This window comes from Paenibacillus terrae (assembly GCF_005217525.1).
Taxonomy (GTDB): Bacteria; Bacillota; Bacilli; order Paenibacillales; family Paenibacillaceae; genus Paenibacillus; species Paenibacillus terrae_C.
Map to the genome: position 1 here is coordinate 187,645 of NZ_PNXQ01000011.1, position 22,901 is coordinate 210,545.

The following is a 22,901-nucleotide window of genomic DNA, read 5'->3' on the forward strand; positions in this document are numbered from 1 at the left end:
ACAGGAACCGCCGCGAGGACTGCGGAACCGGCTATCCTGGTGGGGCGGGTATACGGCTGCAGTGCTGGTGAATGCCGTGAGGCGGGTTCAGCAGACGGCGCTGGCGATGGAGGGCAAAGGCTTTGGAGCATATGCAGACCGGACTTATCTTCGCATGTTGGATCGTCGTCGTTCCGGCTATGTATGTGCTGTGGTTGCTGTATTAGGTACTGCTGTTTTATGGTGGAGCTTATAGGGAGCAGCCTCTTTTTTCGTCCTTATTGTCAACTTTAATAAAAAAATTAAGGTTGACAATAAGAGCTTGTATGAATACATTTAGAAAGTGGAAATTTATATTTGGAGAGGAGATAGAGAATTACATATGAAGGAATCTCGTATTTTTGCAAGATTTACGACGCTGGATATTGTACTGATGGCGATGCTGGCAACGTTGAATGGAGTCATGACCGTTTATTTGTCGATGATTAACAAAACATTAAACAGTCTGGGGGGCCCCATCGCCACTTCCGCCATTGTCGGGCTGTACATGATATATGGTTTGCTGGCCTATTATATTATTCGTAAGCCGGGTACGGCGGTAATTGCTTATTCATTCGGTGCAGTGGTGCAGTCCTTTATGGGCTCAGTCTACGGAATCGCTTCTATTATCGCGGCTGCGGTCTGCTATATGGTTGTGGCTGAACTGGTATTTGCTTTACTGCGCTATCGACGCTGGAATGCCGTTTCGTTGATGCTGGCAGGTGGGGCCATGGTTCCGTTGTGGTTTATCGTGGCAGCCAATATGTTCGGCTATATGCATTGGGGCTGGAAGGTGCTGGCGATTACACTGGTCGTGCGCATCCTGAGCGGCATTGTATTGTGCGGTCTGCTGACCAAGATGTTGGGTGATGCGTTGAGTCGGACAGGACTGCTAAAACGTTTTGAGCTGGGACGCGCTTCACGTGCGGAATGAATATAGCGATTATGGTTCTGGATGTAAAATAGCCGTGTCCATGAAGGATTTTGGCTATCGGTATGATGATCAGACGGAACCCGCGATACGTGGCTTGACGCTGGACATCGCGGTGGGCGAGCATGTTGCGATTGTCGGGGCCAGCGGAAGTGGAAAGTCTACGCTGTGCCAGCTTCTCCATGGAGGATTATCCCGTTCGGGTGAAGGTGAACGGACCGGGAAGCTGACCGTATACGGGCTGGACCCGGACACGGCTGACCTGGCGGCTGTCGCCTCTACCGTCGGCGTCGTGCTTCAGGACCCGGATGCCCAACTGGTGCAGGGAATCGTCGAAGACGAGCTTGCCTTCGGGCCGGAGAACCTGCGCGTGCCTCCGGCGGAAATAGCGCAGCGCCTGACGGCTGCGCTGGAGGCCGTTGGCCTTGCCCCCGAGCGCGACTCCTTCGTGCGTCGCCTCTCGGGAGGCCAGCGCCAGCGCACCGCTATCGCTGCGGTGCTGGCGCTGGAAGCGCCGCTCGTCGTGTTCGACGACGCAGCGGCGCAGCTGGACCCGCCGGCTGGACGCGACTTCGTCGAGCTATGCCGGCGGCTCCATGCCGCAGGCCGGACAGTGGTCACCGTGTCCGGCCGCATGGACGATGCCGCGCGTGCAGCGCAGCGCGTCATCGTGCTGGAGGGCGGGGCTGTGCAGCTGCAAGGCCTGCCCGAAAAGCTGCTGCGCGAGCATAGCGCGCAGTTAGCCGCCTTGGGGCTGCTGCCCTCTCCCGCAGGGAAGGGAGGCGTGCCCCAAGGGCCGGGAGCGAAGCCCGGCCTGCCGTTGCTGGAGGTGAAGGGACTGGCCTTCACCTATCCCGGCAGTAGCCGGGCAGCGTTGGCAGGCGTGAGCCTTGCCCTTGCGCCCGGCGAACGAGCCGTGCTGCTGGGCGAGAACGGCTCAGGCAAAACAACGCTCGGCAAGCTGATGATGGGCCTCCTGCCTGCACCCAAGGGGTGTATGTGGTGGGAGGGTCAGGATATGGAGAAGCTGCCGATTCATCAACTGGCCGCCGGGATCGGCTATGTGTTCCAGCAGCCGGAGCATCAGTTTGCGGCTGCAACGGTGTGGGACGAATGCTTGTACAGCGTCCGGATCAAGCTTGGATTACGGGCTGGCGAGCCGATTCCTGCTGCGTATGAGGAACGGGCACAGCGATTGCTGACAGCCGCCCGACTGGATCACAGGCTGAATGCCTCTCCGTACCTGCTGAGTGGCGGTCAAAAAAGGCTCTTGAGCGTAGCTGCGCAGTTCATTCTGCCCAAAAAGCTTTACATTTTGGATGAGCCTACGGCCGGAACGGATTATGAAGGAGCGAGCATCCTGCTTCGAGTGTGCGCAGAACAGTCTGCCGAAGGTGCAGCTTTCCTGATCATCACCCACGATATGCAGTTCGCTGAAAGCTTTTCCAGCCATATTCTGTACATGGAAAAGGGGCAGCTCAAGCGGGAGAGTACCGTGGAGTTATCATGAGATTACAGTTGACAAAAATTAAGTATATGTAGACAATAATTTATATACATCGTACAAAACAGGCGGCCTATATAGGCCGCCTGTTTACGATTATGCAGTGCGGGTAATACCAATCCTGTGCAGTCGAATTGCACAGGTGCAACCAGTTTACATAAGGAAAGGATTTGTGATTTGCTTGGGAAAAGATAAACCCATGAAGCGCGGGCTCGTGCTGACCGGTGTCCTGTTGGCCACCTTTCTGGCCGCGATTGAGGGAACCGTCATCGGTCCTGCCGGACCGACTATTGTTAGTGAACTGGGCAGTGTGAATTTACTCAGTTGGATTTTTACGGCCTATTTGCTGACGATGGCTGTAACCACACCTATTTTCGGCAAGCTTAGCGATTTATTTGGCCGCAAACCGATTTTTCTGATCGGCTGTTCATTGTTTGTACTCGGTTCTTTGCTTTGTATGCTGGCTGGTAGTATGGAGCAGCTTATTTTGTACCGGGCTATTCAAGGGATTGGAGCGGGCGGCGTGATTCCCGTTACCTTTACCATTATCGGAGATATATACAAAATGGAGGAACGCGGCAAAGTTCAGGGAATGATCAGCTCGGTATGGGGGATTTCTTCCCTAATCGGGCCTTTGCTGGGCGGTTACGTGGTCACTTATTTTGGCTGGGAATGGATTTTTGGTTTTAACGTCCCTTTTGGACTGCTTGCAATGTTCTTCATCGCTCGTTACCTGCGGGAGCAGGTAGCGAAGCGTACCGCACGTATCGACGTGCCGGGAGCTGTTACCTTTACCATCGGAATGACAGCCCTGTTGCTCGTATTGGCGCTGGGCGGACAGTATATCGGCTGGGCTTCTCCTGAATTGCTGGCCTTGGCTGCTGTTGCTATTTTATTCCTGATCCTGTTTTTGTTTATCGAGAAACGCGCTCAGGAACCGATGGTGCCGCTAAAGCTGTTTCGGATACGGGACATTGCTTTTTCCTGTGCCGCAGCACTGCTGGTGAGTTCTCTGCTGATTGGCCTGACCAGCTACCTGCCGCTTTGGATTCAAGGCGTACACGGTGGGGATGCTGCTTCGTCCGGTCTGGCACTGGCTCCGATGTCGGTAGGCTGGCTATTCGGCTCCATGATCGGAGGACGCATTTTGCTGACTCTGGGTTCGCGTCGAACCTCATTAGTGGGACTGACCCTGATTGTATTGGGTGCCTTCGTGATGACCTTGATGGGCCAAACGGCGCCGATCTGGCTGCTGTTCCTGTCTACTTTATTGTACGGATTGGGATTTGGCTTCTCCATGACCGTGTTTACGATTATTGCCCAGTCTTCGGTCGGGTTCCAGTTGCGTGGTGCATCTACAGCATTGAATACGTTCCTGCGCACATTGGGGCAGACGATTGGTGTCGCAGCCTTCGGTTCATGGCTGAATTATCGCATTGCTGCCCAGACAGCAGACGGACAGCTTACACAGCAGGGGGTTACGCAAGAGGATATTAACGGTCTGCTTGCACCTCATTCTTCACAAAGCTTGAGTGGCAAGACTGCCGGCTTGCTCCGTTCTGTGCTGGAAAACAGCCTGCATTCCCTGTTCATCATCATGGTCGTTATTGCAATCGTTAGCTGGTTTGTCGTTCTCGGACTTCGGAACCGTCCACCGGGTACGCAAGAAGAAGCAAGCAAGCCTGCAAAGGCGGCACAGGGAGGAACTGCATAGGAATAAAGGAAACGTAGATCGTTTCCTTGTTACATGTGGCGCTTGCCAACAGAATGTTTATTGCTTGTATAGCGATGGCACGAGACAGGAAAATATGAATTTTTGCCCATTTATTCAAGCTGAAAAGTCCGCTCCAGGTACAAAAATGGGGCGGACTTTGCTATGAATGTCGGATTATAGGAACTAAATGCTTAAAAACTGCTGATTGGTTAAAACTATTTGTGATAGGGTGACAGGTTGTCAGCGCTACGGCCTAGCTTTTTGAGCAATCCGATAAGCTGATCTCTTTCGGTTTCGCTGATTCCGCTAAAAGCACGTTCAATCTGACGTGTATAGTCTGGGTAAATTTCGTCCATGACGCGTTGTCCCTCGTCCGTCAATTCCGCATATATAATCCGACGATCCTGGTCGCACGGGTGACGGTGCAAATAACCGCGGCTCTCCAGCTTGTCGATAACATAGGTGACATTTCCGCTTTGCAGTAGCAGCTTGGCTCCAATTTGCTGGATCGGCTGCGCACCCTTGTGATATAAAACTTCCATTACGGCGAAGGCCGTTGGGTTAAAGCCCACCGTTTTGATGCCAGCAACCGCATGCTCGTTTACACTTTTGAATGACTTGCCAAACACGCTATACAAATGCATAGATTGCTGTGTCACCAGTGTCCGGTAATCTATCATCTTCATTCCGCCTTTATGTATGGATTTGGGCATCCTTTGACCGCTCGGCTTGGATGACCGGGCAACCATACCCTTGTTACTAGCATAAAGGGATTTACGTAATGAGAACATGCGATTTGTCACAGTAGCTGCTTTTTTAACTATTTAATTTCAAAGCTTTAAAGTAAATTTTTGAAAAATAAAGGTTTTGAATGTAAAAAAACCTTTCCAGATGGTTATATTAAAAAATAATAAATCTTACAGACCCCAAATAAATGCAACAGAGGAGATGAGGCACATGGATACGGGTTCTTTCCGTTTTCATTTTCGTGATCCGCAGCAGGCCGCCAAAGCCTGTGAAACATTAAAAGAAATTGGGTACACCGCCAGCACAAACGGTGACACAGGTCTGAGTGTTCATATTGAGAATCAGGATGTACTGTCTGCACTGGAGATTTGCCAAGCCTATGAGGGCAGCATGATTGAGGGGGGGGATCTCACTTCTGATTCGGGTGACATTCCTGGCTTGCAAGGAAGTGTGTGGGTGCCAAATCCGGGTTATCGCTCGGAGGATTGGATGATTCCCGCTCACATCATCAATGAGGATTGGAGCGAAGCGTATAAGAACGGTTCCTCCCCAACGAACAGCAGCCCGACAAAGGAGCACAATGTCAGCTCCGATCAACAACCCGAAGAGGATGTAGACGGTTTTTCTGGCAGCATCCATATCTGAATTCACATGAATGAGCGTAATAACCGACCAAGTGGTGCTTTGATTTGTTTAAATCCAAAAAGGAGCTCTAATTCCGTGCACAAAAGGATTAGAGTTTTTTTAATGACAGGCTGATCAAAATGGGTGAGAACGAAATTTTTGCCGAAGTCTACACCCAAATCCTGCTACTGAATCCTGCCTATGAAGAGGCTTATATGCCTGTTGTAGCAGGCAAAGGGAATGAGAGTCGCTTTTGTAATCTTCAAGCTATTCCCGATCTTGTGGCTAGTTGCTGCTATTTTTGCTGCTATTTCGGCAGCGGTGGGTATTTAATAAATCAAGCACAGAACCCCTGTCTTTCAGAGACAAGGGTTTCTTTTTGTGCCATTTTTTTAACATGTATGGTGCATAAGTTTACGTGGGAAATGAATAATATGGATAGCTTTTTCCTAAGGAGGAAATAAACTTGATGCTTGCTGATAACAGACTACTCATTGCTGCTCTAGGCGGTGTGAATGAAATCGGGAAAAACATGTATTTCATCCAGTACAATCAGGATATTGTCGTTATAGATTGTGGCTCCAAGTTTCCTGACGAAAATTTGCCTGGTATTGATCTCATTGTGCCGGATGTCACCTATTTACTGGAAAATAAGGACAAGGTCAGAGCGCTTATCGTGACACATGGGCATGAGGATCACATTGGAGGCATTCCTTATTTGCTGAAGCAAATTAATATTCCCGTATATGGGACAAAGCTCACCATCGAATTGATTAAGATTAAGTTAAAGGAGCATAACCTTTTACGTGAAGCCAAGCTTCATCTTATAGATGCGAATTCAACCGTTCAAACTGGCACGATCCAGGCCTCCTTTTTCACCACCGTCCACAGCATCCCTGATTGCTTGGGAGTCTTTTTTCAGACACCAGAAGGAAATGTGGTTCATACCGGGGATTTCAAATTCGATATGTCTCCCGTCAGTGGACCGTTTCCAGATCTTCATCGAATGGCCGAAATTGGACAACAGGGGGTTAAAGTGCTTCTTTCCGAAAGTACAAATGCCGAAAGACCAGGCTTTACTCCTTCAGAACGTTTGGTCGGCGGGCATATTTTAGACGCATTCGCCAGAGCCAAACAGCAAGTATTTATCTCTACGTTTGCTTCCAATGTTAACCGTGTCCAACAAGTCATTGACGCGGCTGTGGAAACAGGACGCAAACTGGTTTTACTCGGACGAAGTATGATAAATGTGGTATCGGTGGCTAAGGAACTGGGCTTCTTAAGCATGCCCGAAGATCTGCTGATCGAGGCGGGTGAAACAGAGCGGTTTCCTGCAGAAGAAATCGCCATTTTATGTACAGGAAGTCAGGGCGAACCGATGGCTGCACTGTCCCGGCTAGCCAATTCGATGCATCCAAAAATCGAAATTTTGCCCGGTGATACCGTAATCATTGCCGCAGGAGCCATACCGGGGAATGAACGGAATCTTGCCCAAGTGATTGACAACCTGTACGTACTGGGCGCCAACGTTATTTATGGATCAGGCAGCAACACAGGGATGCATGTATCCGGTCATGGTAGCCAAGAAGAGTTAAAATTAATGATGACCCTGATGAAACCCCAGTATTTGATTCCCATACATGGTGAATTCAGAATGCTGTATCAGCATCGTCAGCTAGCAGAGTCTGTGGGCATTCCCATGGAGAATGTATTTATTGTCCATAACGGTGACACTATTCAAATCGAAGAGGGAAGGGCATCCATGGGGCCCAAAGTACCATCCGGCAATAGTCTGGTAGACGGGCTGGTAACAGGTGACGTAGGCAACATTGTACTGCGAGACCGCAAAAAGCTTTCTTCAGACGGAATGCTGATTATTGTGATGACGTTGAGCAAAAACGAGAAGCAAATGCTCGCAACGCCAGAGGTTATATCAAGGGGATTTGTATATGTCAGGGATTCCGAAGAGCTCATGAATCAGATTCACGACACGATCATGTCCACGGTGAACGAGTTAACAGAAATTGAAATGAGTCAGTGGGGTCTGATTAAGCAGATGTTAAAAGATGATGTTGGCCGGTTCATTTACAGTCAGACCAAGAGAAGACCCATGATTTTGCCTATCATTATTGAGGTTTAGGAAACTGGCATGGATTGTGTTCACTATGCCATTAACCAAAAAAAGACTTAAATCAGTAACACCACTGATTTAAGTCTTTTTAATTCCCTCCTACCTCCCCAAAAAACGAGGATGCGTAGCGTCTCCACACTCCTACAGCATTTCGTTTAAAGCCGCCTGTGTTCCCGCCGTATGCCCCGTCGTAAACGCTGCGGTAATATTATAGCCGCCCGTATACCCGTGAATATCCAAAATCTCACCGCAGAAAAACAGTCCCGTCATCAGCTTGGACTCCATCGTTTTTGGATTGATTTCCTTCAAATTTACACCGCCTCCGGTAACGAACGCCTCCTTCAGAGAGAGCGTACCGTTCACCCGAATCGGAAATGCCTTGATTCGATGGGCTAACTCCTGCCATTGCTGCTTCGGAATATGATCATACGTCAAATCCTCACGCAGCTCGGTTTGCTGGAGCAGCAGCGGAATCAGGCGTTCCGGCAAATAGGGCTTGAGCACGTTTTTAATCGCCTTTTTGGCATCGGCTGCCGCCAGCTCCAGTGTTTCCCGATAGACTTCATCAGCATGCTTGTGAGGCTGCAAATCCAGAGTCAGCAGTACCGTGCTGGTCTTGTCCTTTTTCATCCCTTTTACGACAAACTGACTGCATCGCAAGGCGGAGGGACCGGACAGGCCAAAGTGTGTAAAAATCATGTCCCCTTCGTGGGTGATTACCTTCTTTTGCTTCGCATTCCACACGGTTAGGCTGATGTCGCGCAAAGATAGACCTTGTAGCTCCTTCGTCTGGATAAACGTCTCACCTGACGTTAATGGAACCTCCGTGGGATACAGCTCGGTGATCGTATGGCCTGCTTGCTCTGCCCATGCGTAGCCGTCACCTTCCGAGCCTGTATGAGGGACGGACTTGCCGCCAACCGCTACAATCACGTTGCGGCTGCGAAGGGTTTCCCCGGAACGCAGTCTTACCCCCGCAGTACGACCTTCTTTGTATAGAACCTCCTGTACGGGGCAATTCGTCCGAATGTCGACTCCTTGAGAACGAATCTTGTTGACCAAAGCATCGACAACTGTTTTGGCCTTATCCGTCACCGGAAACATACGCCCGTTGTCTTCTTCCTTTAAGGCTATGCCCAGTTGTTCAAAAAAGGCGATGATATCCCGGTTGCCAAAAGCCGCCAGCGCACTGTGCAGAAAACGTCCATTGCCGGGGATGTGCCGGATCAGCTCGTCCAGCTCTTTTGCATTCGTGACGTTGCAGCGCCCTCCACCGGAAATACCCAGCTTTCGTCCGAGTTTATTTCCTTTTTCGAGTAAAAGCACCTGGGCGCCCTCACCGCTGGCTGCCGCAGCGGCCATTAATCCGGCTGAGCCGCCTCCAATCACAATAACGTCGTATGTCATGAACCTCTTCCTTTTTGTTGAAAAATTTTTCGAAATCTCAAAATAGGTTAACAGGATTTTCACCATATCGTAATACCGTTACCTTAGATACACATTATCGCTGTATTTCTGTATAAGGATATACCCTATCACATGCTTGGGTATTCACGTAAAGACGTCATCTTCTATTAATCTATGTTTCGCAGAATTTGTCGTTCTATACCGGGATTTTAACACATATATTGTAATATATTGTAGCCTGTGCTTTAATTCAACTAACGGCGTCAAGGAAAGATGATGAGGGGGAGAAGTCCTTGTTAATTGCGTTGAAGGAAAGTATGCTTCAAGTTCTCCTTGCCGTGATGCCTGCGGGTTTTTTCTCTATATTAACGGATTATGGGGATAAGAAAAAGGTTTGGGGTGGCAATCTGCTTTCCGCATCTAATCAAAGGATCCTTTTTTGGTGCTGCTTGCCAGCCATATTGCTATGTTCGCTCTTTCAATATCAGCCTCCTTATGGCCTACCTTCCAATCTGGGGATTATCCCCCTCGCTGTTGGCATCATGTACGGCAGACGGCGCACAGCATGTATTCTTGCCGCTTCTGCGCTGGTTAGTGTTCTGATTATAGCCCAGTCTACGGCAATGTCGCCAATGTATGTGGGTACGGGTTTTATTCTTTTTCCTTTTATGCTGCTGCACGTCAAGTTCTTTCAAAGAGGAACATTATTGGACAAAAAACTTCTTATTTCTGCCTATGTTGCGGCTGATTTGCTGCTTAAGGCGATTTTCTCGCTACTGTGGGGCAAACAGGATGTTTGGGTATATGTTCCTGATCTCCTTACGACGCTTTGGAACATTGCAGCAGGTGTGCTGGCAAGCTTTTTGGTCGTCAGTCTGATGCGAAATGCCTTCGAAAAGCTGGCGTTGCGGCGGGATGTGACCGAGTTTACGAGCAAATATCTAATTGAAGCCGATAAGCTGCGTCAAGTTATGGATCTGATGCCGTTAGCTCTAGTCACTCTGGACAGCGAAGAACGGGTTATACATATGAACAAAACGATGCTGGAACTCTATCGGGACGTCGATCCGTTTATTACGCTTCCTGAGGTGGTGGGGCGTCCTTTGACAACGCTGTTTGGTTTAAGCACTGCACCAGTGGTCAATGAACGGGTTGCGAAGGCCCTTGAAGGAGAGGCGGGTGCTGATTTTATAAATGTGCCTCCCAAAGTATTTTTCTCAAGCTTCCTTCCCATTCATGATAAACATGTAAGCCGAACGACAGGTGTCATTATCGCCTTACAGGACATTACAGAGCTGGAGACACTGCGCAGCGAGCTGGGCAATTTCGAGAGGCTTAGTCTGGTCGGACAGATGGCGGCGGGCATTACTCATGAAATACGCAATCCGATGGCGGTTGTGCGAGGATTTTTACAGCTCATGCGCGAAAAGAGTCCCGATTCCCTCGGTCACTATTATCGTATTGTGATGGAGGAGCTGGACCGGGCGAATGGAATTATTAACGATTTTCTGTCACTTGCCCAAAACCGGATTGTCGAGAAGGAGCAATGCCATCTGCATGATATTATCCGTGAACTCACTCCTCTGCTGTGGGCAGATGCCAATCTGAGAGGACAGACGATCGAGCTGAAGCTGGAGGATCATGTCGCAATGTTGCATTTGAACTCTAAGGAAATGAAGCAATTGCTGCTCAATCTGTCGCGTAATGCGATGGAGGCTATGGGGGATAAAGGTGTGCTGACGATTTCAACGCATGAAGAGGGCGATTTTGTGGAGCTGGAAGTGAAGGACACGGGTCCCGGTATTCCGCAAAATCAGCTTGAAAAGCTGTTCCAGCCTTTTTACACGACCAAAACGAAAGGTACAGGTCTGGGCCTGGCCTTATGCCAAAGTATTGTAGAGCGTCATCACGGTACGATTGCCGTAGATTCGGTGGAGGGAATGGGAACGCAGTTTAAAGTTCGATTGCGCAGAACCATTCCAACTCACAGGGATCATTCTGAATCACCCTCCATGAATTCCATATAGAAATAATTGTACAAATATATATCTGGATTTTTGCAAATTGCGTGAAAAAGATTGTATAATAAAGATTAGATGTCCATGTCTTTCACACGGCAGAGGCTGAAATGAAGCAACATAATATACATGATTTTTCGAAAAGGAGTGAACGAATATGTCGATGTCTTTTGATCAATATATGAGAGATTCTGTTCAGCCGATGCGCGAAGAACTGACAAGTCTCGGAATTCAGGAGCTGCGTACTCCGGAAGATGTGGAGGCCAAGCTGCCTGATGCCAAAGGCACAGTGCTGGTCGTTGTGAACTCGGTGTGCGGTTGTGCCGCAGGTCAATGCCGTCCGGGTGTAGCCGAAGCGCTGAAGCATGATATTACACCGGATCATCTGTACACGGTTTTTGCTGGTCAGGATAAGGAAGCAACGGCGAAGGCACGCGAATTTTTCGCACCATATCCGCCATCTTCTCCTTCGATCGCGCTGTTGAAGGACGGCGAACTGGTTCACTTCATCGAGCGTCATCAGGTGGAGGATCGTTCGGCAGACCAAATCGCTGCTGATTTGACCAGTGCATTTGACCGTTTTTGCCGGTAATACTGCTCAAGCTAGGCCCCGCATTTTTCGCTTGCGAAACTTGCCGGGGCTTTTGCATGTTGGCTTGTGAAGGAAATTCCTAAAAAAGAGGTGCTTATCTGATGAGTTTGCAGGAACAGATTATTGCTGAATTGGGAGTACAGCCTACCATTAACGTAGAGGCCGAGGTCCGCAAGCGTGTGGATTTCCTCAAGACGTATGTCACGAAAACCGGAAGCAAGGGCCTGCTAATCGCCATTAGCGGCGGGATCGACAGTGCCGTAGCGGCTGCCTTGTGCAAACAGGCTACGGATGAGCTGACGCAGGAGCAAGGCGAAGAGTACAAAACGCTTGGAGTATTTCAGCCGTATGGCAAGCAGGAAGATATCGAGCATAGCTACGCGGTAGCCAAAGCGTTTGACCTGAAATATGCAGGGGAAACGAACATTCAGGAAGCGGTGGACAAGATTGCCGTGGAGGTGGAGCATTCGTTGAAGGATATTGGTCTTGAGCGCTCCATTACTCCGCAAGTGAGAGGGAATGTAAAGGCAAGAACACGTATGGTGGTTCAGTACGCGCTTGCAAATGAGCTGAATTTGCTCGTTGTAGGTACAGATCATGCCTCGGAAGCTATCACAGGCTTTTATACCAAATGGGGTGATGGTGCCGTTGATATTACGCCGCTCAGCACGCTGAACAAACGTCAGGTGCGTTTGCTGGCGAGCTACCTGGGAGTTCCGCAGGCCATTTTATACAAAGCGCCTACAGCGGGATTGTGGGAAGGCCAGACGGATGAAAAAGAACTGGGTATTTCTTACGAAGCGAACAGCGACTATCTGGAAGGCAAGGAAATTGACCCGGCGGCACGTGAAAAGCTAGAAAGCTTCTTCACACGCACAGCGCATAAGCGGACAAGCATTCCAGGCATTTAAGCAGCGAACAATTATGGAATTGTAAAATAATAATGCGGCGATCCGCCCGGCGGATCGCCGTTTGTATTGACAGCAGGCTATGGCTTAATTGGTGATCCATTCCATGAAGCGGCGGGTTTCGGTAATCGCCTGATCCAGCGGAAGGCTGCTTCCCTGGAACGGATGAACAGTATTGAAGGTATGATTGCCCCCTTGAATTTGTACCCACTCAATATCGGGACGAACTGAGGTAAGCAGGGCAGAGCCTTCACGCAGGCGTTTGGAATCATCCGTACCTTGAATGAGTACGGCAGGCAGTTGGCTGTCTTTAAGCCTGTCCACGATGGCAAAGCGCTGGCGATTTTGCTCCAGATCCTCCAAAATAACAAGATCCAGCGGAAGCTGCTGTCCGGTTCTGGCGTTGGGTACGTAGCTGCGGCCCTTGGTCCGCATTTCTTCTTTTTGCGGCAAGGTGAACAGGTCCAGGTCAGTCACGCCATTCCATGAAATGACGCCTGAAACCTCTTCCGGATGATCCAGCGCATAGATGAAGCAGCTTCCCGCACCTCGGCTGTGTCCTAACAGAAACAACGGCAGTTGTCTGAACTCGTGGCGTGCTCTCAGATTTGTCAGCAATAAGTCCAAATCCTCTTGTTCCCGGCTGTAGGTGTTCCGTGCGAACTTTTCCAGCTCGGTAAAATTCGTTAGATCCTCACCTATGCCGTTATGTGAAAAGTTGAAGGTTATGACATGGTTGTCTGTGCTCAAGGCTTCTGCTATATAGGGGAACATGCCCCAATCCTTGAAGCCCTTATAGCCATGAGCAATGACGAGTAAGCTTTTGGCTGTATTTTTGGAGGGAAACCAGGAAGCCCTGATTACCGCATCTGTACCTGCTTCAATAACGAGTGATTCTGACATCCTATCCTTCCTTTCTACGGGAATTTTAAATGGGCATATAAGCTAAATCAACATTTCGCAAATAGCCTTTCTTATTTTAACATATTTTGGTGCTGATTTTACGGCTTTGCGACTCGCCATGATGTGGACACGCTGTTACAATAAGGGAAGTAAAGTATAAAAGGACGGGGAATACCCAAATGATCTACGGAATCGGACATGATGTGCTGGAAATGAGCCGGATGGCTGACATATTGGCAGGCAAGCATGCAGACGCTTTTTTAAATCGGGTGTTGACCCCGGCTGAACGCGACCTTGCTATGGAGCGAAAGGGCAGGCTGGCGGAGTTTGTAGCAGGGCGCTTTGCCGCGAAGGAAGCGATAACGAAAGCCTTCGGCTGCGGAATTGGGCAGATCATCGGGTTCGGCGATATGGATATTTTACCGGAGTCTGGGGGCAAGCCAGCGGTTTATTTGTCTGCCCCTGCGTGGCACAGACTCGGGCTACCGGGTGCGGGCGGCGCGGATTACAGCATTCACCTGAGTATTACACATCAACCCAACATTGCCTCTGCTTTTGTGATTGTTGAATATAAGGAGACGTGATGTGATGACCACCCATACATTGGAACAAAAACGTTATTTCAGCTTCGAGCTGCTGAATTGGTATACACGAAGCAAGCGGGATTTGCCGTGGCGCCGACACCGGAATCCTTTTTATATCTGGATTTCGGAAATTATGCTCCAGCAGACGCGTGTCGATACGGTGATTCCGTATTTTAACCGCTTTATTGCACGGTTTCCGACGATTGAGGCGCTGGCGGAAGCGCCCGAGGAGGATGTACTTAAGCTGTGGGAAGGGCTGGGATATTATTCCCGAGCCAGGAATTTGCAAACGGCCGCGAAACAAGTGGTTGAGCTTCACGGTGGGGAAGTACCGGATGATACGCAGGCTGTCGCCGCTCTGAAAGGCGTAGGCCCGTATACGACGGGAGCGATTATGAGCATTGCCTTCAATCGGCCAGAGCCTGCTGTGGATGGGAATGTGATGCGGGTGCTGTCGCGCTATTTCTTGATTGAAGAGGATATCATGAAGGGCAGCACGCGAGCACATATGGAAAGTCTGGTGCGGGAACTGATCCCTGAAGGGAGAGCCTCCGACTTCAATCAGGCACTAATGGAGCTGGGTGCGCTGGTCTGCACGCCGAAGTCGCCCCAGTGCCTGACCTGCTCGGTCATGGAGCATTGCTCAGGCCGATTGGCAGGCCGCGAGGAGACGCTGCCGGTCAAGACGAAGGCGAAGCCGCCGCGGCTGGAGCCGCGTTCCGTCGCCCTCATCGAGGGCAGCGGCGCGAACGCAGGCCGCCTGCTCGTGCGTCAACGCCCGGCCAAGGGCCTGCTGGCCCGCATGTGGGAGCTGCCGCACGAGCTTGTCGGGCCGGAGGGCTACAACGGCCCGGTGCCGGATGAGCCAGCCATGGATCACCTGGCGGGTCATTTGCTGGCGGAGGGCGTGCTCGCGCGTCCGGTGCGGTTCGTACGTGAGGCGGAGCACACGTTCAGCCACATTCACTGGAACCTGCGTGTGTTCCAGTGTGAAGAGGTCGCCAGCTCTGCTGGAGAGGCTGGCGGACAGTCGCTGGCTGCCGAGCAGCGGGCAGGCTACAACACCGACGGTGCGAAGCCGGGTGCGCTGCTTGCGCTGGCGGAGCAGGAGGAGCGCGTGGCGCTGCCTACGGGGTACCGCTGGATCAGCGAGGCCGATATGAACACCTTGGCGTTTCCCAAGGTGTTCCTCGATCTGATCACCGAATATTTTGCGAAGCAAAAAGGGACCTTGGTGTAGGTCCCCAAGCTGTCGGGAGAAGTCCCGACAGCTTTTTTTGTTCTTTTTTTATTCAGCCTGACATCTCATTTAAATAACGATGCGTATAGGTAATACCTATCCATAGTCGTAGCCGGGTTTTAGGCTATGCCTCTATCTACATCGCCTGTTCAAAAATGTCGATCACTTCTTGCTGCGTAGGTTGAATCGGATTGGTTACACCGCAAGCATCCTTGAGTGCGTTGGCGGCGAGAACAGCGAAATCTTCTCGCTTGACGCCGAGTTCTTCTAGCCCGGAAGGGATGTTGACCCGTTTAGCCAGCTTTTCAATGGCGTGCAGGGCTAGGCTGGCACCTTGCTCCGGTGTAACACCGTCCGTTTTTTCGCCAAGTGTACGGGCAATATCGGTGAGTCGTTCGGCGGAAGCCTTGGCGTTATAGCGCTCTACATGCGGCAGCAAAATGGCGTTACAGACCCCATGCGGCAGATTATAGAAGCCACCCAGTTGATGTGCCATGGCGTGAACAAAGCCCAATCCGGCGTTATTGAAGGCCATCCCTGCGAGGAACTCGGCGTAGGCCATTTGGCTACGGGCTTCCACATCGTTTCCGTCATCCACGGCTTTGACCAGATAATCCCGAATCAGCTCAATGGCTTTAAGCGCGCAAGCATCCGTGATCGGTGTGGCATTGGTGGAAACATAAGCTTCAATAGAGTGAGTGAGCGCATCCATCCCTGTTGCGGCAGTTAATGACTTGGGCATAGCCATCATCAGATCAGGATCATTGACGGCAATGAGTGGTGTCGTGTGCTTGTCAACAATCGCCATTTTGATATGACGCTCTTCATCCGTAATTATACAAAACATAGTCATTTCACTAGCTGTTCCTGCCGTGGTGTTAATGGCAATCAGAGGGAAGGAAGGCTTCTCGGATTTATCCACGCCTTCGTAGTCCCCGATCTGTCCGCCGTTGGAGGCCAAAAGCGCGATTCCCTTGGCACAGTCATGCGGTGACCCGCCTCCGAGCGAAATAATAAAGTCGCACCCGGATTGGTTCAACAGCTCCAAACCCTCATTTACATTTGAAACCGTGGGATTCGGTTGAGTGCCGCTGTATACGACGGATTTTACGTTTAGACTGTCTAACATGCTTGTTACCTTTTTCGCAATTCCAATATCAACTAAAGGCTTATCGGTTACGATCAATGCATTTTTAAAGCCCAATTTTCCGATTTCTGTACCTGCATCCGCCAATGCACCCGAGCCCATAAGACTCATACCCGGCATCATGAATTTGGAGGTTCCCGTCATAAATATGCATCCACCTTTGTTATTATTTTGAGGTAAATCAAGGTATAATGATGGAATAAAAGGATCTTTCAACCATCCTTATATCCTTATCATACTGCCCTATATTGGCGGGAACTAACGCATTTTATTATAAAATATCGTGATTTTTAAAAGGGAGCATTTTGCATAAATCCAGGGAGCGGCCTTCAATCAGCAATATAAAGATCGGAATGATTCTGTCCGCCTATATATTGTATCCATGAGCGACTGGAATCGAATTATGCAACTGCTGAAGGGTGAAACGATGGAGCATTCCAAAACTTTAGGCGACTTTAATCGTTATAGTGAGCTGCAATATGGATATGAAACCGAGCTGATCAGAATTTTGTATTATGATCTCCCAGAAAATTATTACGAGAAATATGCTTCATATGAATGCCCAAAGCTGTGTACGATTTTGGAGGGGAGAAAAGAAGTCAAAATTAATGAAATGGAGCGTTTTGAATACGATTCTCAGGAGATTATCCTGCTTCCTCCTCAGTCCAGCGTAGAAATGAAGATCAAAGAACAAACCAAGGCACTGGTCTTTGAATTAAGCGATCAGTTGATGGAACGGTTAAGGAACGTGGTAGAGGAGGAATTTCAGGTCCCGGAGAGTTCCCCGACTCATGCGGTGGTTCGCTGCGAGCTGAACGAAAAGGCGAATTCACTTACCGCATCTATGGAGCGGATCAAGCAATATATGGCACATCCCGCCGAAAGAAAAAATTTCCTGATTGATCTGAGCGCTCAGGAAATGGCCTATCATCTGCTACAGATGCAGGTGCTTGAGCAGAATCTGCTTACGAACCATCGGCATCCTGTGTTTCGGGCAATCCGGGATATTCAGGAGCAGTTGCCTGGGATCAGGTATGTGAAGGATCTGGCGGATAACTATAATATGTCACATGCGAATTTCACGAATCAGTTTAAAAAAATAACAGGATTAACCCCGCTCGACTATATTACGAATCAAAAAATGCAGCTCGCCAAGCAATGGCTCCAGCACCGGAACGTGACAGAGGTCGCTTTTGATTTGAATTATGAGAGCGTTTCCTATTTTATCGGTCTTTTTAAGAAAAAGTACGGGGTTACACCCAAGCAATATCAGATGAGTGTGCAGCGCCAAGTTGTGGTTACGTAATGTAAAAAAAGTAAAGCGGCGATTCCACAGTAACCGTGGAATCGCCGCTTGGCTTTTTTTACAGATATAGAGTTACCAGCTTATTTTTTCGCTGCTGCGTAACGTTTGTTCACTTCATCCCAGTTGATGACATTGTAGAATGCTGCAATGTAATCCGGGCGTTTGTTTTGATATTTCAGGTAGTAAGCATGCTCCCAAACGTCCAGTCCAAGTACCGGAGTCAGACCTTCGGAGAGTGGGCTGTCTTGGTTAGGAGTGCTGGTGATTGCCAGTTTGCCGTCTTTGCCGACAACCAGCCAAGCCCAACCACTACCAAAGCGTGTTGTAGCTGCTTTGGTAAAATCTTCTTTGAATTTGTCATAGCCGCCCAACTCGTTGCTGATTGCTTCAGCAATAGCGCCAGTTGGTTGTCCGCCGCCGTTAGGGCCAATAACTTCCCAGAACAGGCTGTGGTTGTGGTGCCCACCACCGTTATTGCGAACCGCAGGGCGGATGCTTTCAGGAACGCTGTCCAGATTGGAGATCAGATCCTCCAGGCTTTTGCTTTGCAGTTCAGGAGCGCTTTCCAGAGCTGCGTTCAGGTTTGTTACATATGTGTTATGGTGACGATCATGGTGAATTTCTACTGTCAGCGCATCAATGTGCGGCTCCAGTGCGTCTTTCGCGTAAGGAAGTTCTGGTAATTGAAATGCCATTGTAAAATCCCTCCTGATTATATGGTTTGGGTAAGGTATTCCTATGTAATAATACCCTCTACAGTTATATTAAACCGCATTCAGGCTATTTTATCAACATTTTTGTTTGTAAAATAGCAAACTGGGCAATACGACCTGGTAGCTATCATGTCCAAAAACCCGCTTGGAATACATGATGTATAGGTAATAAGAGGAAAATTATGCTGCCCAAAAATGTAAACGCTTCATATATAGCGCTTACATGAGAAAAAGGGATGTATTCCTTCTAAAAGTGTGGTTTAATGTTCAAGGAAGCAGAAATTTCGGCTTTTTTGTCGACTGCTATATCTTGTCATGTCTGCGGATATGACGAATTTGAGGGAATTCACCCTTTTCCTGTTCTTCAATTCATATATAGCAGATCGTTTGCATTTTTATCATAATGCCTTGTGATTAACACTATGCTAACAACTTTAAGGATTTATGTAAAAATGACGGTGCTGTCTCAATTTGTTTTATTAAGCTTACGAAAAGGGAGATATTACTTATGCACGTTCGTTCCTTTCAATTGAGTGATGTGAATCCAGTAATGGGACTCATGCAGGTTGCCTTGTCTGAGGAGTGCTACAAAGAGACGGTGGGTGCTTTTGCCCGTCAGCTTTCGTGGGATTCCGGCTTGATCGTTGTTGCAGAAGAGGATGATGAGCTGGTTGGCGCCCTGATTGGCACGATTGATCAGAATCAGGGTTGTTATTATCGTATTGCTATTCACCCGGATCATCGTCGGATGGGAATTGGCAAATCGCTTGTGGAGTTCATGGAGCAGCGTTTTCAGCAACGTAAGGTTAGTCGCATCTGGGTAGCCGGAGACAAGCACAACAGCGCAGCCATGCCTTTGTATGAAGCGATGGGTTATGGGGCAAACCAGATTTTGCAGGCTTTTCAGCAGCTCAGTATTTTGGCTCCTCATTAATCAGCAATGGATATAAAGAGAATCGAATATTTTCAAAGCTAATACTTCCATTTAAAGCATATCTGAGTAACCGTTGCAATCGGGTACGGGATATGCTTTTCTATTTATAACAGGGTTGAGGAGGTTTAATATGGACACACTGGCTCCTTCGTCAGGCCCGCTTCCTACGCCGGAAACGTCCAAGCATACTGGTCGTTGGAGTTATATACGCGATTGGCTGGTGACTCTTCTGATCGCGATGACCGTCTTGCTGCTGCTGAACCTGTTCGTGTTTAATTTGTCTACGGTCAGGGGACATTCCATGCAGCCGACGCTGATGGAAAGTCAGCATTTGTTCGTTAACAAGCTGGTTTACAATTTTCATGATCCAGGCAGGGGGGACATCGTGATCCTACAGGATCCCGACTCCAAGCCGTCCAGCCCGAGATTTTTAGTGAAAAGAGTCATAGGTACTCCCGGGGATGTAATCCGGGTTGAGCATAATCATTTATATGTGAACGGCGAGCTGCAAAATGAGCCTTACACCGACTCAGAGATTGAGGATGGTGATTACGGTCCTTTTACAGTGGAGCCGGGACACTTTTTTGTCATGGGCGATAACCGACACGCCGAGGGCAGCAAGGACAGCCGATATTTTGGCAGCATTAAATCTCAGGATTTGCTGGGGCGTGCGGAGCTTGTATTTTGGCCGTTATCCGAGTGGAAGTGGCTGTAGAGAAAGTATAGTCTGTATGCTAAAAATCAATGCGGAACGCGTGCCAATCGTCAGGACCATGACGGGGCAGGCGGTGACCGATCAGGAAAGGAAGAGAAGTATGAAAGAAGTGATGGTATATACCGACGGCGCTTGTTCGGGCAATCCCGGCCCTGGGGGCTGGGGCGTCGTTTTGCTATATGGAGAGCATCGCAAGGAGCTGTCCGGGGCCGAAAAAATGACGACAAACAATCGTATGGAGATAAAGGCCGTGATTGAAGCGCTCAAGCTGCTCAAGGAGCCTTGCCATGTCAAGGTGCACAGTGACTCCGCCTATGTCGTAAACTGCTTCAAACAGGGCTGGATTAAGAATTGGCTTCGTAACGGTTGGCGTAACAGTAAAAATCAGCCCGTTGAAAACAAGGAGTTATGGGAAGAACTGTGGGAACTGATGAGCAAGCATGAGGTAGAGTATGTGAAGGTCAAAGGTCACAGTGACAACGAGCTGAACAATCACTGTGATTTTTTGGCGACCAGCGCTGTTAAAAATTTACGGTAGCATCTGCTGAACTAATCTGTTGAAATTTGAGATATGAGGATTTTGCAAAAAACCTCATATAAGTGATATGAAAGAGAGGTGAGTATCGGATGCAACGCGGACAGACACCAACGGCTGCCGGAACCGCTTTGGTTTGGGCCTCGCTCAAGCAGGAGATTATCGAAGCCGCTCCGGGGCTGGGCATCGACTCCATCGGGTTCGCATCCGCCGATCCCTTTCTGTCTCTGAAAGCAATATTGGAGGAGCATCGCGCCAAAGGCTATGAATCCGGTTTTGAGGAGCCGGACATTGATAAACGGATCTACCCGGAGCTCTACGGTTCGCAGCCTGCATCCTTGATTGCCATTGCGGTGGCTTATCCTTCCAAAATGAAGGACCCGCCGAAGTCGGATAAAGGCAAGTACCGTGGCATCTTGGCGCGTTCCGCCTGGGGTAAGGACTACCACATGGTGCTGCGCGAGGCGATGGAAAAGCTGGAGGCTTTTATAGGTGAACGGGTTCCCGACGCGATTATGAAAAACATGGTGGATACCGGGGAGCTATCAGACCGGGCTGTTGCGGAACGGGCGGGTATTGGCTTTAGCGGCAAAAACACGATGATGATTTCACCGACACTGGGATCATGGATTTATCTTGGTGAGCTGCTGACGAATATCCCTTTTCAGCCGGATGAGCCGGTGACGGACGGTTGCGGGGAGTGTACCAAATGCCTGGATGCGTGCCCTACGGGTGCGCTTGTCGGGCCGGGGCAGCTCAATGCCCAGCGATGTGTGTCCTTTTTGACGCAAACGAAAGGCTTTCTGGATGAGGAATTTATGCTGAAAATCGGGAACCGGTTGTACGGATGTGATACCTGCCAAATCGTATGTCCCAAAAATCGGGGCCTCAACTGGGATCATCATCCTGAGCTTACACCCGATCCCGAAATTGTGAAGCCATTGCTGCTGCCGTTGCTGGAGTTGAGCAATCGTGAATTCAAAGAGAGATTTGGTCAAAGTGCGGCAGCCTGGCGGGGAAAGAAGCCGATTCAGCGCAATGCAGTTATTGCGCTCGGCAATTTCAAGGATATTAGCGCCGTGCCCAAGCTGACAGAGGTTCTGCTGGATGATCCGCGACCTGAGCTTCGAGGCACGGCGGCATGGGCTTTGGGCCGAATAGGAGGGGGAAATGCAATGACAGCGATCAAGCAAGCATCTGAGAAGGAACAACATGAGCAAGTACGTGAAATGGTCGCGCAGGCGCATTCCAAACTTGAGGAACGAGAACAGGCTGAGCAGCAACAGGTCTCAGAAGTAACGGTTCAAGGACCGCAGGGACCGACTACGATTTATTATGATGAAATAGAGACACCTATAGGTATTTTGACGCTGTGTGCAACGGACCGGGGGCTATGCCGGATTGATTTTGGCGTTTTTCATGCGAAGGAGGCGCTGCTTCAGCAATGGGCACGTACATGGATCGGGGAATATGTCTATGTGCAGGAGCCGGAAAAGCTGCGCGAGGCTGCGGATCAACTGCGTGAATATTTTGCCGGGAAACGACGGGATTTCACTGTGGCCTATGATTTGAGGGGCACCCCTTTTCAGGAGCAGGTATGGCGTGCGCTTCAAAATATTCCGTATGGGCAAAGCGTGTCCTACAAGGATGTCGCGGAGTCAATTGGCAGAGCCAAGGCGGTACGTGCGGTCGGAGGAGCGAACAACAAAAATCCGTTGCCCATTCTGATTCCATGTCACCGGGTATCGGGTGCAAACGGGAGTTTGGTTGGATATGCCGGGGGTCTGCCGACCAAGATGAAGCTGCTGGATTTGGAGAAGGAATGAGGACATACGTTTGCAAATTGTGATTTGCTAGCTGTCCCATGTTTTGCTATGATAGGTTCGTGTATAATTCAAGAGGTTTCATATAAATATACAGAGGTGACGACTTCGTGGTGTGGAATATTGTCATTCCGATCATTACCCTGATTGTTGGTTTGGTCGGGGGATTTTTCATCGGTGCTTATTATCTTCGCAAACAGCTTGAAAAGATGCAAAACGATCCTGAGACGCTGCAAAAAATGGCCAAGCAGATGGGTTATAATCTGAATGGGAAGCAAATGCAGAAAGCCCAGCAGATGATGAAGAACCAGCAGTTCTCCAAAAATCAGCCAGGTCAGCGTAAAAATCAGGGCCATCGTAAATAATGAGCAACATAAGCACGAATGCCGCATGAGGTTGCACAGAGG

General features: G+C 49.4%; 22 protein-coding genes and 1 pseudogene. 17 read left to right on the plus strand and 6 right to left on the minus strand.

What is annotated here, in order from left to right; genetic code table 11:
• The 4 genes and pseudogenes from C1I60_RS25515 to C1I60_RS09745 all read left to right on the plus strand — a co-directional run.
• Window positions 1–235, plus strand: a 235-nt coding sequence (locus C1I60_RS25515; RefSeq protein WP_252361653.1) for an energy-coupling factor transporter transmembrane component T, incomplete at its 5' end; no start/stop codon positions are given.
• 126 nt (window positions 236–361) lie between these two features.
• The gene (locus C1I60_RS09735; protein WP_137061531.1) at window positions 362–952 is read left to right on the plus strand and encodes an ECF transporter S component; all 591 of its coding nucleotides are present in this window, start codon (window positions 362–364) and stop codon (window positions 950–952) included.
• 40 nt (window positions 953–992) lie between these two features.
• Window positions 993–2,481: pseudogene (locus tag C1I60_RS26430) on the plus strand (ABC transporter ATP-binding protein).
• Window positions 2,482–2,652: 171 nt separating this feature from the next.
• Entirely contained in the window at window positions 2,653–4,167 is a 1,515-nt protein-coding gene (locus C1I60_RS09745) for an MDR family MFS transporter (RefSeq protein ID WP_137061532.1), read from the plus strand.
• A gap of 215 nt (window positions 4,168–4,382) precedes the next feature.
• On the opposite strand, the gene C1I60_RS09750 is transcribed toward C1I60_RS09745, so the two are convergent.
• Entirely contained in the window at window positions 4,383–4,847 is a 465-nt protein-coding gene (locus C1I60_RS09750; protein ID WP_014279758.1) for a MarR family winged helix-turn-helix transcriptional regulator, read from the minus strand.
• 277 nt (window positions 4,848–5,124) lie between these two features.
• Between C1I60_RS09750 and C1I60_RS09755 the strand changes: the two genes are divergently transcribed.
• Both C1I60_RS09755 and C1I60_RS09765 read left to right on the plus strand, forming a co-directional pair.
• The gene (locus C1I60_RS09755; RefSeq protein ID WP_137061533.1) at window positions 5,125–5,559 is read left to right on the plus strand and encodes a hypothetical protein; all 435 of its coding nucleotides are present in this window, start codon (window positions 5,125–5,127) and stop codon (window positions 5,557–5,559) included.
• A gap of 448 nt (window positions 5,560–6,007) precedes the next feature.
• Window positions 6,008–7,678: a ribonuclease J gene (locus C1I60_RS09765; RefSeq protein WP_137061601.1), complete on the plus strand. Its 1,671-nt coding sequence runs from the start codon at window positions 6,008–6,010 to the stop codon at window positions 7,676–7,678.
• Window positions 7,679–7,810: 132 nt separating this feature from the next.
• On the opposite strand, the gene C1I60_RS09770 is transcribed toward C1I60_RS09765, so the two are convergent.
• Window positions 7,811–9,076, minus strand: a complete 1,266-nt coding sequence (locus tag C1I60_RS09770) for a BaiN/RdsA family NAD(P)/FAD-dependent oxidoreductase (protein WP_137061534.1) — start codon at window positions 9,074–9,076, stop codon at window positions 7,811–7,813.
• Window positions 9,077–9,369: 293 nt separating this feature from the next.
• Here C1I60_RS09770 and C1I60_RS09775 point away from each other — a divergent pair, with 293 nt between their 5' ends.
• From C1I60_RS09775 to nadE, 3 genes are all read left to right on the plus strand, one after another.
• On the plus strand, window positions 9,370–11,103 hold the full coding sequence (locus C1I60_RS09775) for a two-component system sensor histidine kinase NtrB (RefSeq protein WP_137061535.1): 1,734 nt from the start codon (window positions 9,370–9,372) through the stop codon (window positions 11,101–11,103).
• A 148-nt stretch (window positions 11,104–11,251) separates the two neighbouring features.
• A complete protein-coding gene (locus C1I60_RS09780) occupies window positions 11,252–11,686 on the plus strand; it encodes a BrxA/BrxB family bacilliredoxin (protein ID WP_044646128.1) in 435 nt (144 codons plus the stop codon).
• Window positions 11,687–11,787: 101 nt separating this feature from the next.
• Entirely contained in the window at window positions 11,788–12,597 is an 810-nt protein-coding gene (gene nadE, locus C1I60_RS09785) for an NAD(+) synthase (RefSeq protein ID WP_137061536.1), read from the plus strand.
• An 84-nt stretch (window positions 12,598–12,681) separates the two neighbouring features.
• Here the strand turns inward: nadE and C1I60_RS09790 are convergent, their stop codons facing one another.
• The gene (locus C1I60_RS09790; protein ID WP_137061537.1) at window positions 12,682–13,497 is read right to left on the minus strand and encodes an alpha/beta hydrolase family protein; all 816 of its coding nucleotides are present in this window, start codon (window positions 13,495–13,497) and stop codon (window positions 12,682–12,684) included.
• A 179-nt stretch (window positions 13,498–13,676) separates the two neighbouring features.
• Here C1I60_RS09790 and acpS point away from each other — a divergent pair, with 179 nt between their 5' ends.
• On the plus strand, window positions 13,677–14,081 hold the full coding sequence (gene acpS, locus C1I60_RS09795; RefSeq protein WP_137061538.1) for a holo-ACP synthase: 405 nt from the start codon (window positions 13,677–13,679) through the stop codon (window positions 14,079–14,081).
• 4 nt (window positions 14,082–14,085) lie between these two features.
• Window positions 14,086–15,321: an A/G-specific adenine glycosylase gene (gene mutY / locus C1I60_RS09800; RefSeq protein ID WP_137061539.1), complete on the plus strand. Its 1,236-nt coding sequence runs from the start codon at window positions 14,086–14,088 to the stop codon at window positions 15,319–15,321.
• A 136-nt stretch (window positions 15,322–15,457) separates the two neighbouring features.
• Here mutY and yiaY read toward each other — a convergent pair whose 3' ends face one another.
• Window positions 15,458–16,612, minus strand: coding sequence for an L-threonine dehydrogenase (gene yiaY, locus C1I60_RS09805; RefSeq protein ID WP_137061540.1), 1,155 nt, complete (start codon window positions 16,610–16,612; stop codon window positions 15,458–15,460).
• A gap of 238 nt (window positions 16,613–16,850) precedes the next feature.
• Here yiaY and C1I60_RS09810 point away from each other — a divergent pair, with 238 nt between their 5' ends.
• Window positions 16,851–17,774, plus strand: coding sequence for an AraC family transcriptional regulator (locus tag C1I60_RS09810; RefSeq protein WP_252361654.1), 924 nt, complete (start codon window positions 16,851–16,853; stop codon window positions 17,772–17,774).
• 80 nt (window positions 17,775–17,854) lie between these two features.
• Here the strand turns inward: C1I60_RS09810 and C1I60_RS09815 are convergent, their stop codons facing one another.
• Window positions 17,855–18,469 carry a superoxide dismutase gene (locus C1I60_RS09815; RefSeq protein WP_137061541.1) on the minus strand — a complete coding sequence of 205 codons (615 nt, stop codon included), beginning with the start codon at window positions 18,467–18,469 and terminating at the stop codon, window positions 17,855–17,857.
• Between the two features lie 80 nt (window positions 18,470–18,549).
• Window positions 18,550–18,684, minus strand: coding sequence for a Cas8a1 family CRISPR/Cas system-associated protein (locus C1I60_RS26300; protein WP_353505566.1), 135 nt, complete (start codon window positions 18,682–18,684; stop codon window positions 18,550–18,552).
• A 311-nt stretch (window positions 18,685–18,995) separates the two neighbouring features.
• Here C1I60_RS26300 and C1I60_RS09820 point away from each other — a divergent pair, with 311 nt between their 5' ends.
• From C1I60_RS09820 to C1I60_RS09840, 5 genes are all read left to right on the plus strand, one after another.
• A complete protein-coding gene (locus C1I60_RS09820) occupies window positions 18,996–19,421 on the plus strand; it encodes a GNAT family N-acetyltransferase (RefSeq protein WP_137061542.1) in 426 nt (141 codons plus the stop codon).
• 130 nt (window positions 19,422–19,551) lie between these two features.
• Window positions 19,552–20,136, plus strand: coding sequence for a signal peptidase I (lepB, locus tag C1I60_RS09825; protein WP_137061543.1), 585 nt, complete (start codon window positions 19,552–19,554; stop codon window positions 20,134–20,136).
• A gap of 100 nt (window positions 20,137–20,236) precedes the next feature.
• Window positions 20,237–20,674, plus strand: coding sequence for a ribonuclease HI (gene rnhA / locus C1I60_RS09830; RefSeq protein WP_025681918.1), 438 nt, complete (start codon window positions 20,237–20,239; stop codon window positions 20,672–20,674).
• Window positions 20,675–20,763: 89 nt separating this feature from the next.
• A complete protein-coding gene (gene queG, locus C1I60_RS09835) occupies window positions 20,764–22,497 on the plus strand; it encodes a tRNA epoxyqueuosine(34) reductase QueG (protein ID WP_137061544.1) in 1,734 nt (577 codons plus the stop codon).
• A 107-nt stretch (window positions 22,498–22,604) separates the two neighbouring features.
• On the plus strand, window positions 22,605–22,859 hold the full coding sequence (locus C1I60_RS09840; RefSeq protein WP_137061545.1) for a YneF family protein: 255 nt from the start codon (window positions 22,605–22,607) through the stop codon (window positions 22,857–22,859).
• Window positions 22,860–22,901 lie beyond the last annotated feature (42 nt).

Bases quoted from the DNA above. Each gene is read 5' to 3' on its own strand.
- C1I60_RS09735 (WP_137061531.1), top strand. From the start codon at position 362: ATGAAGGAATCTCGTATTTTTGCAAGATTTACGACGCTGGATATTGTA.
- C1I60_RS09745 (WP_137061532.1), top strand. From the start codon at position 2,653: ATGAAGCGCGGGCTCGTGCTGACCGGTGTCCTGTTGGCCACCTTTCTG.
- C1I60_RS09750 (WP_014279758.1), bottom strand. From the start codon at position 4,847: ATGATAGATTACCGGACACTGGTGACACAGCAATCTATGCATTTGTAT.
- C1I60_RS09755 (WP_137061533.1), top strand. From the start codon at position 5,125: ATGGATACGGGTTCTTTCCGTTTTCATTTTCGTGATCCGCAGCAGGCC.
- C1I60_RS09765 (WP_137061601.1), top strand. From the start codon at position 6,008: ATGCTTGCTGATAACAGACTACTCATTGCTGCTCTAGGCGGTGTGAAT.
- C1I60_RS09770 (WP_137061534.1), bottom strand. From the start codon at position 9,076: ATGACATACGACGTTATTGTGATTGGAGGCGGCTCAGCCGGATTAATG.
- C1I60_RS09780 (WP_044646128.1), top strand. From the start codon at position 11,252: ATGTCGATGTCTTTTGATCAATATATGAGAGATTCTGTTCAGCCGATG.
- nadE (WP_137061536.1), top strand. From the start codon at position 11,788: ATGAGTTTGCAGGAACAGATTATTGCTGAATTGGGAGTACAGCCTACC.
- C1I60_RS09790 (WP_137061537.1), bottom strand. From the start codon at position 13,497: ATGTCAGAATCACTCGTTATTGAAGCAGGTACAGATGCGGTAATCAGG.
- acpS (WP_137061538.1), top strand. From the start codon at position 13,677: ATGATCTACGGAATCGGACATGATGTGCTGGAAATGAGCCGGATGGCT.
- mutY (WP_137061539.1), top strand. From the start codon at position 14,086: ATGACCACCCATACATTGGAACAAAAACGTTATTTCAGCTTCGAGCTG.
- yiaY (WP_137061540.1), bottom strand. From the start codon at position 16,612: ATGACGGGAACCTCCAAATTCATGATGCCGGGTATGAGTCTTATGGGC.
- C1I60_RS09810 (WP_252361654.1), top strand. From the start codon at position 16,851: ATGAGCGACTGGAATCGAATTATGCAACTGCTGAAGGGTGAAACGATG.
- C1I60_RS09815 (WP_137061541.1), bottom strand. From the start codon at position 18,469: ATGGCATTTCAATTACCAGAACTTCCTTACGCGAAAGACGCACTGGAG.
- C1I60_RS09820 (WP_137061542.1), top strand. From the start codon at position 18,996: ATGCACGTTCGTTCCTTTCAATTGAGTGATGTGAATCCAGTAATGGGA.
- lepB (WP_137061543.1), top strand. From the start codon at position 19,552: ATGGACACACTGGCTCCTTCGTCAGGCCCGCTTCCTACGCCGGAAACG.
- rnhA (WP_025681918.1), top strand. From the start codon at position 20,237: ATGAAAGAAGTGATGGTATATACCGACGGCGCTTGTTCGGGCAATCCC.
- queG (WP_137061544.1), top strand. From the start codon at position 20,764: ATGCAACGCGGACAGACACCAACGGCTGCCGGAACCGCTTTGGTTTGG.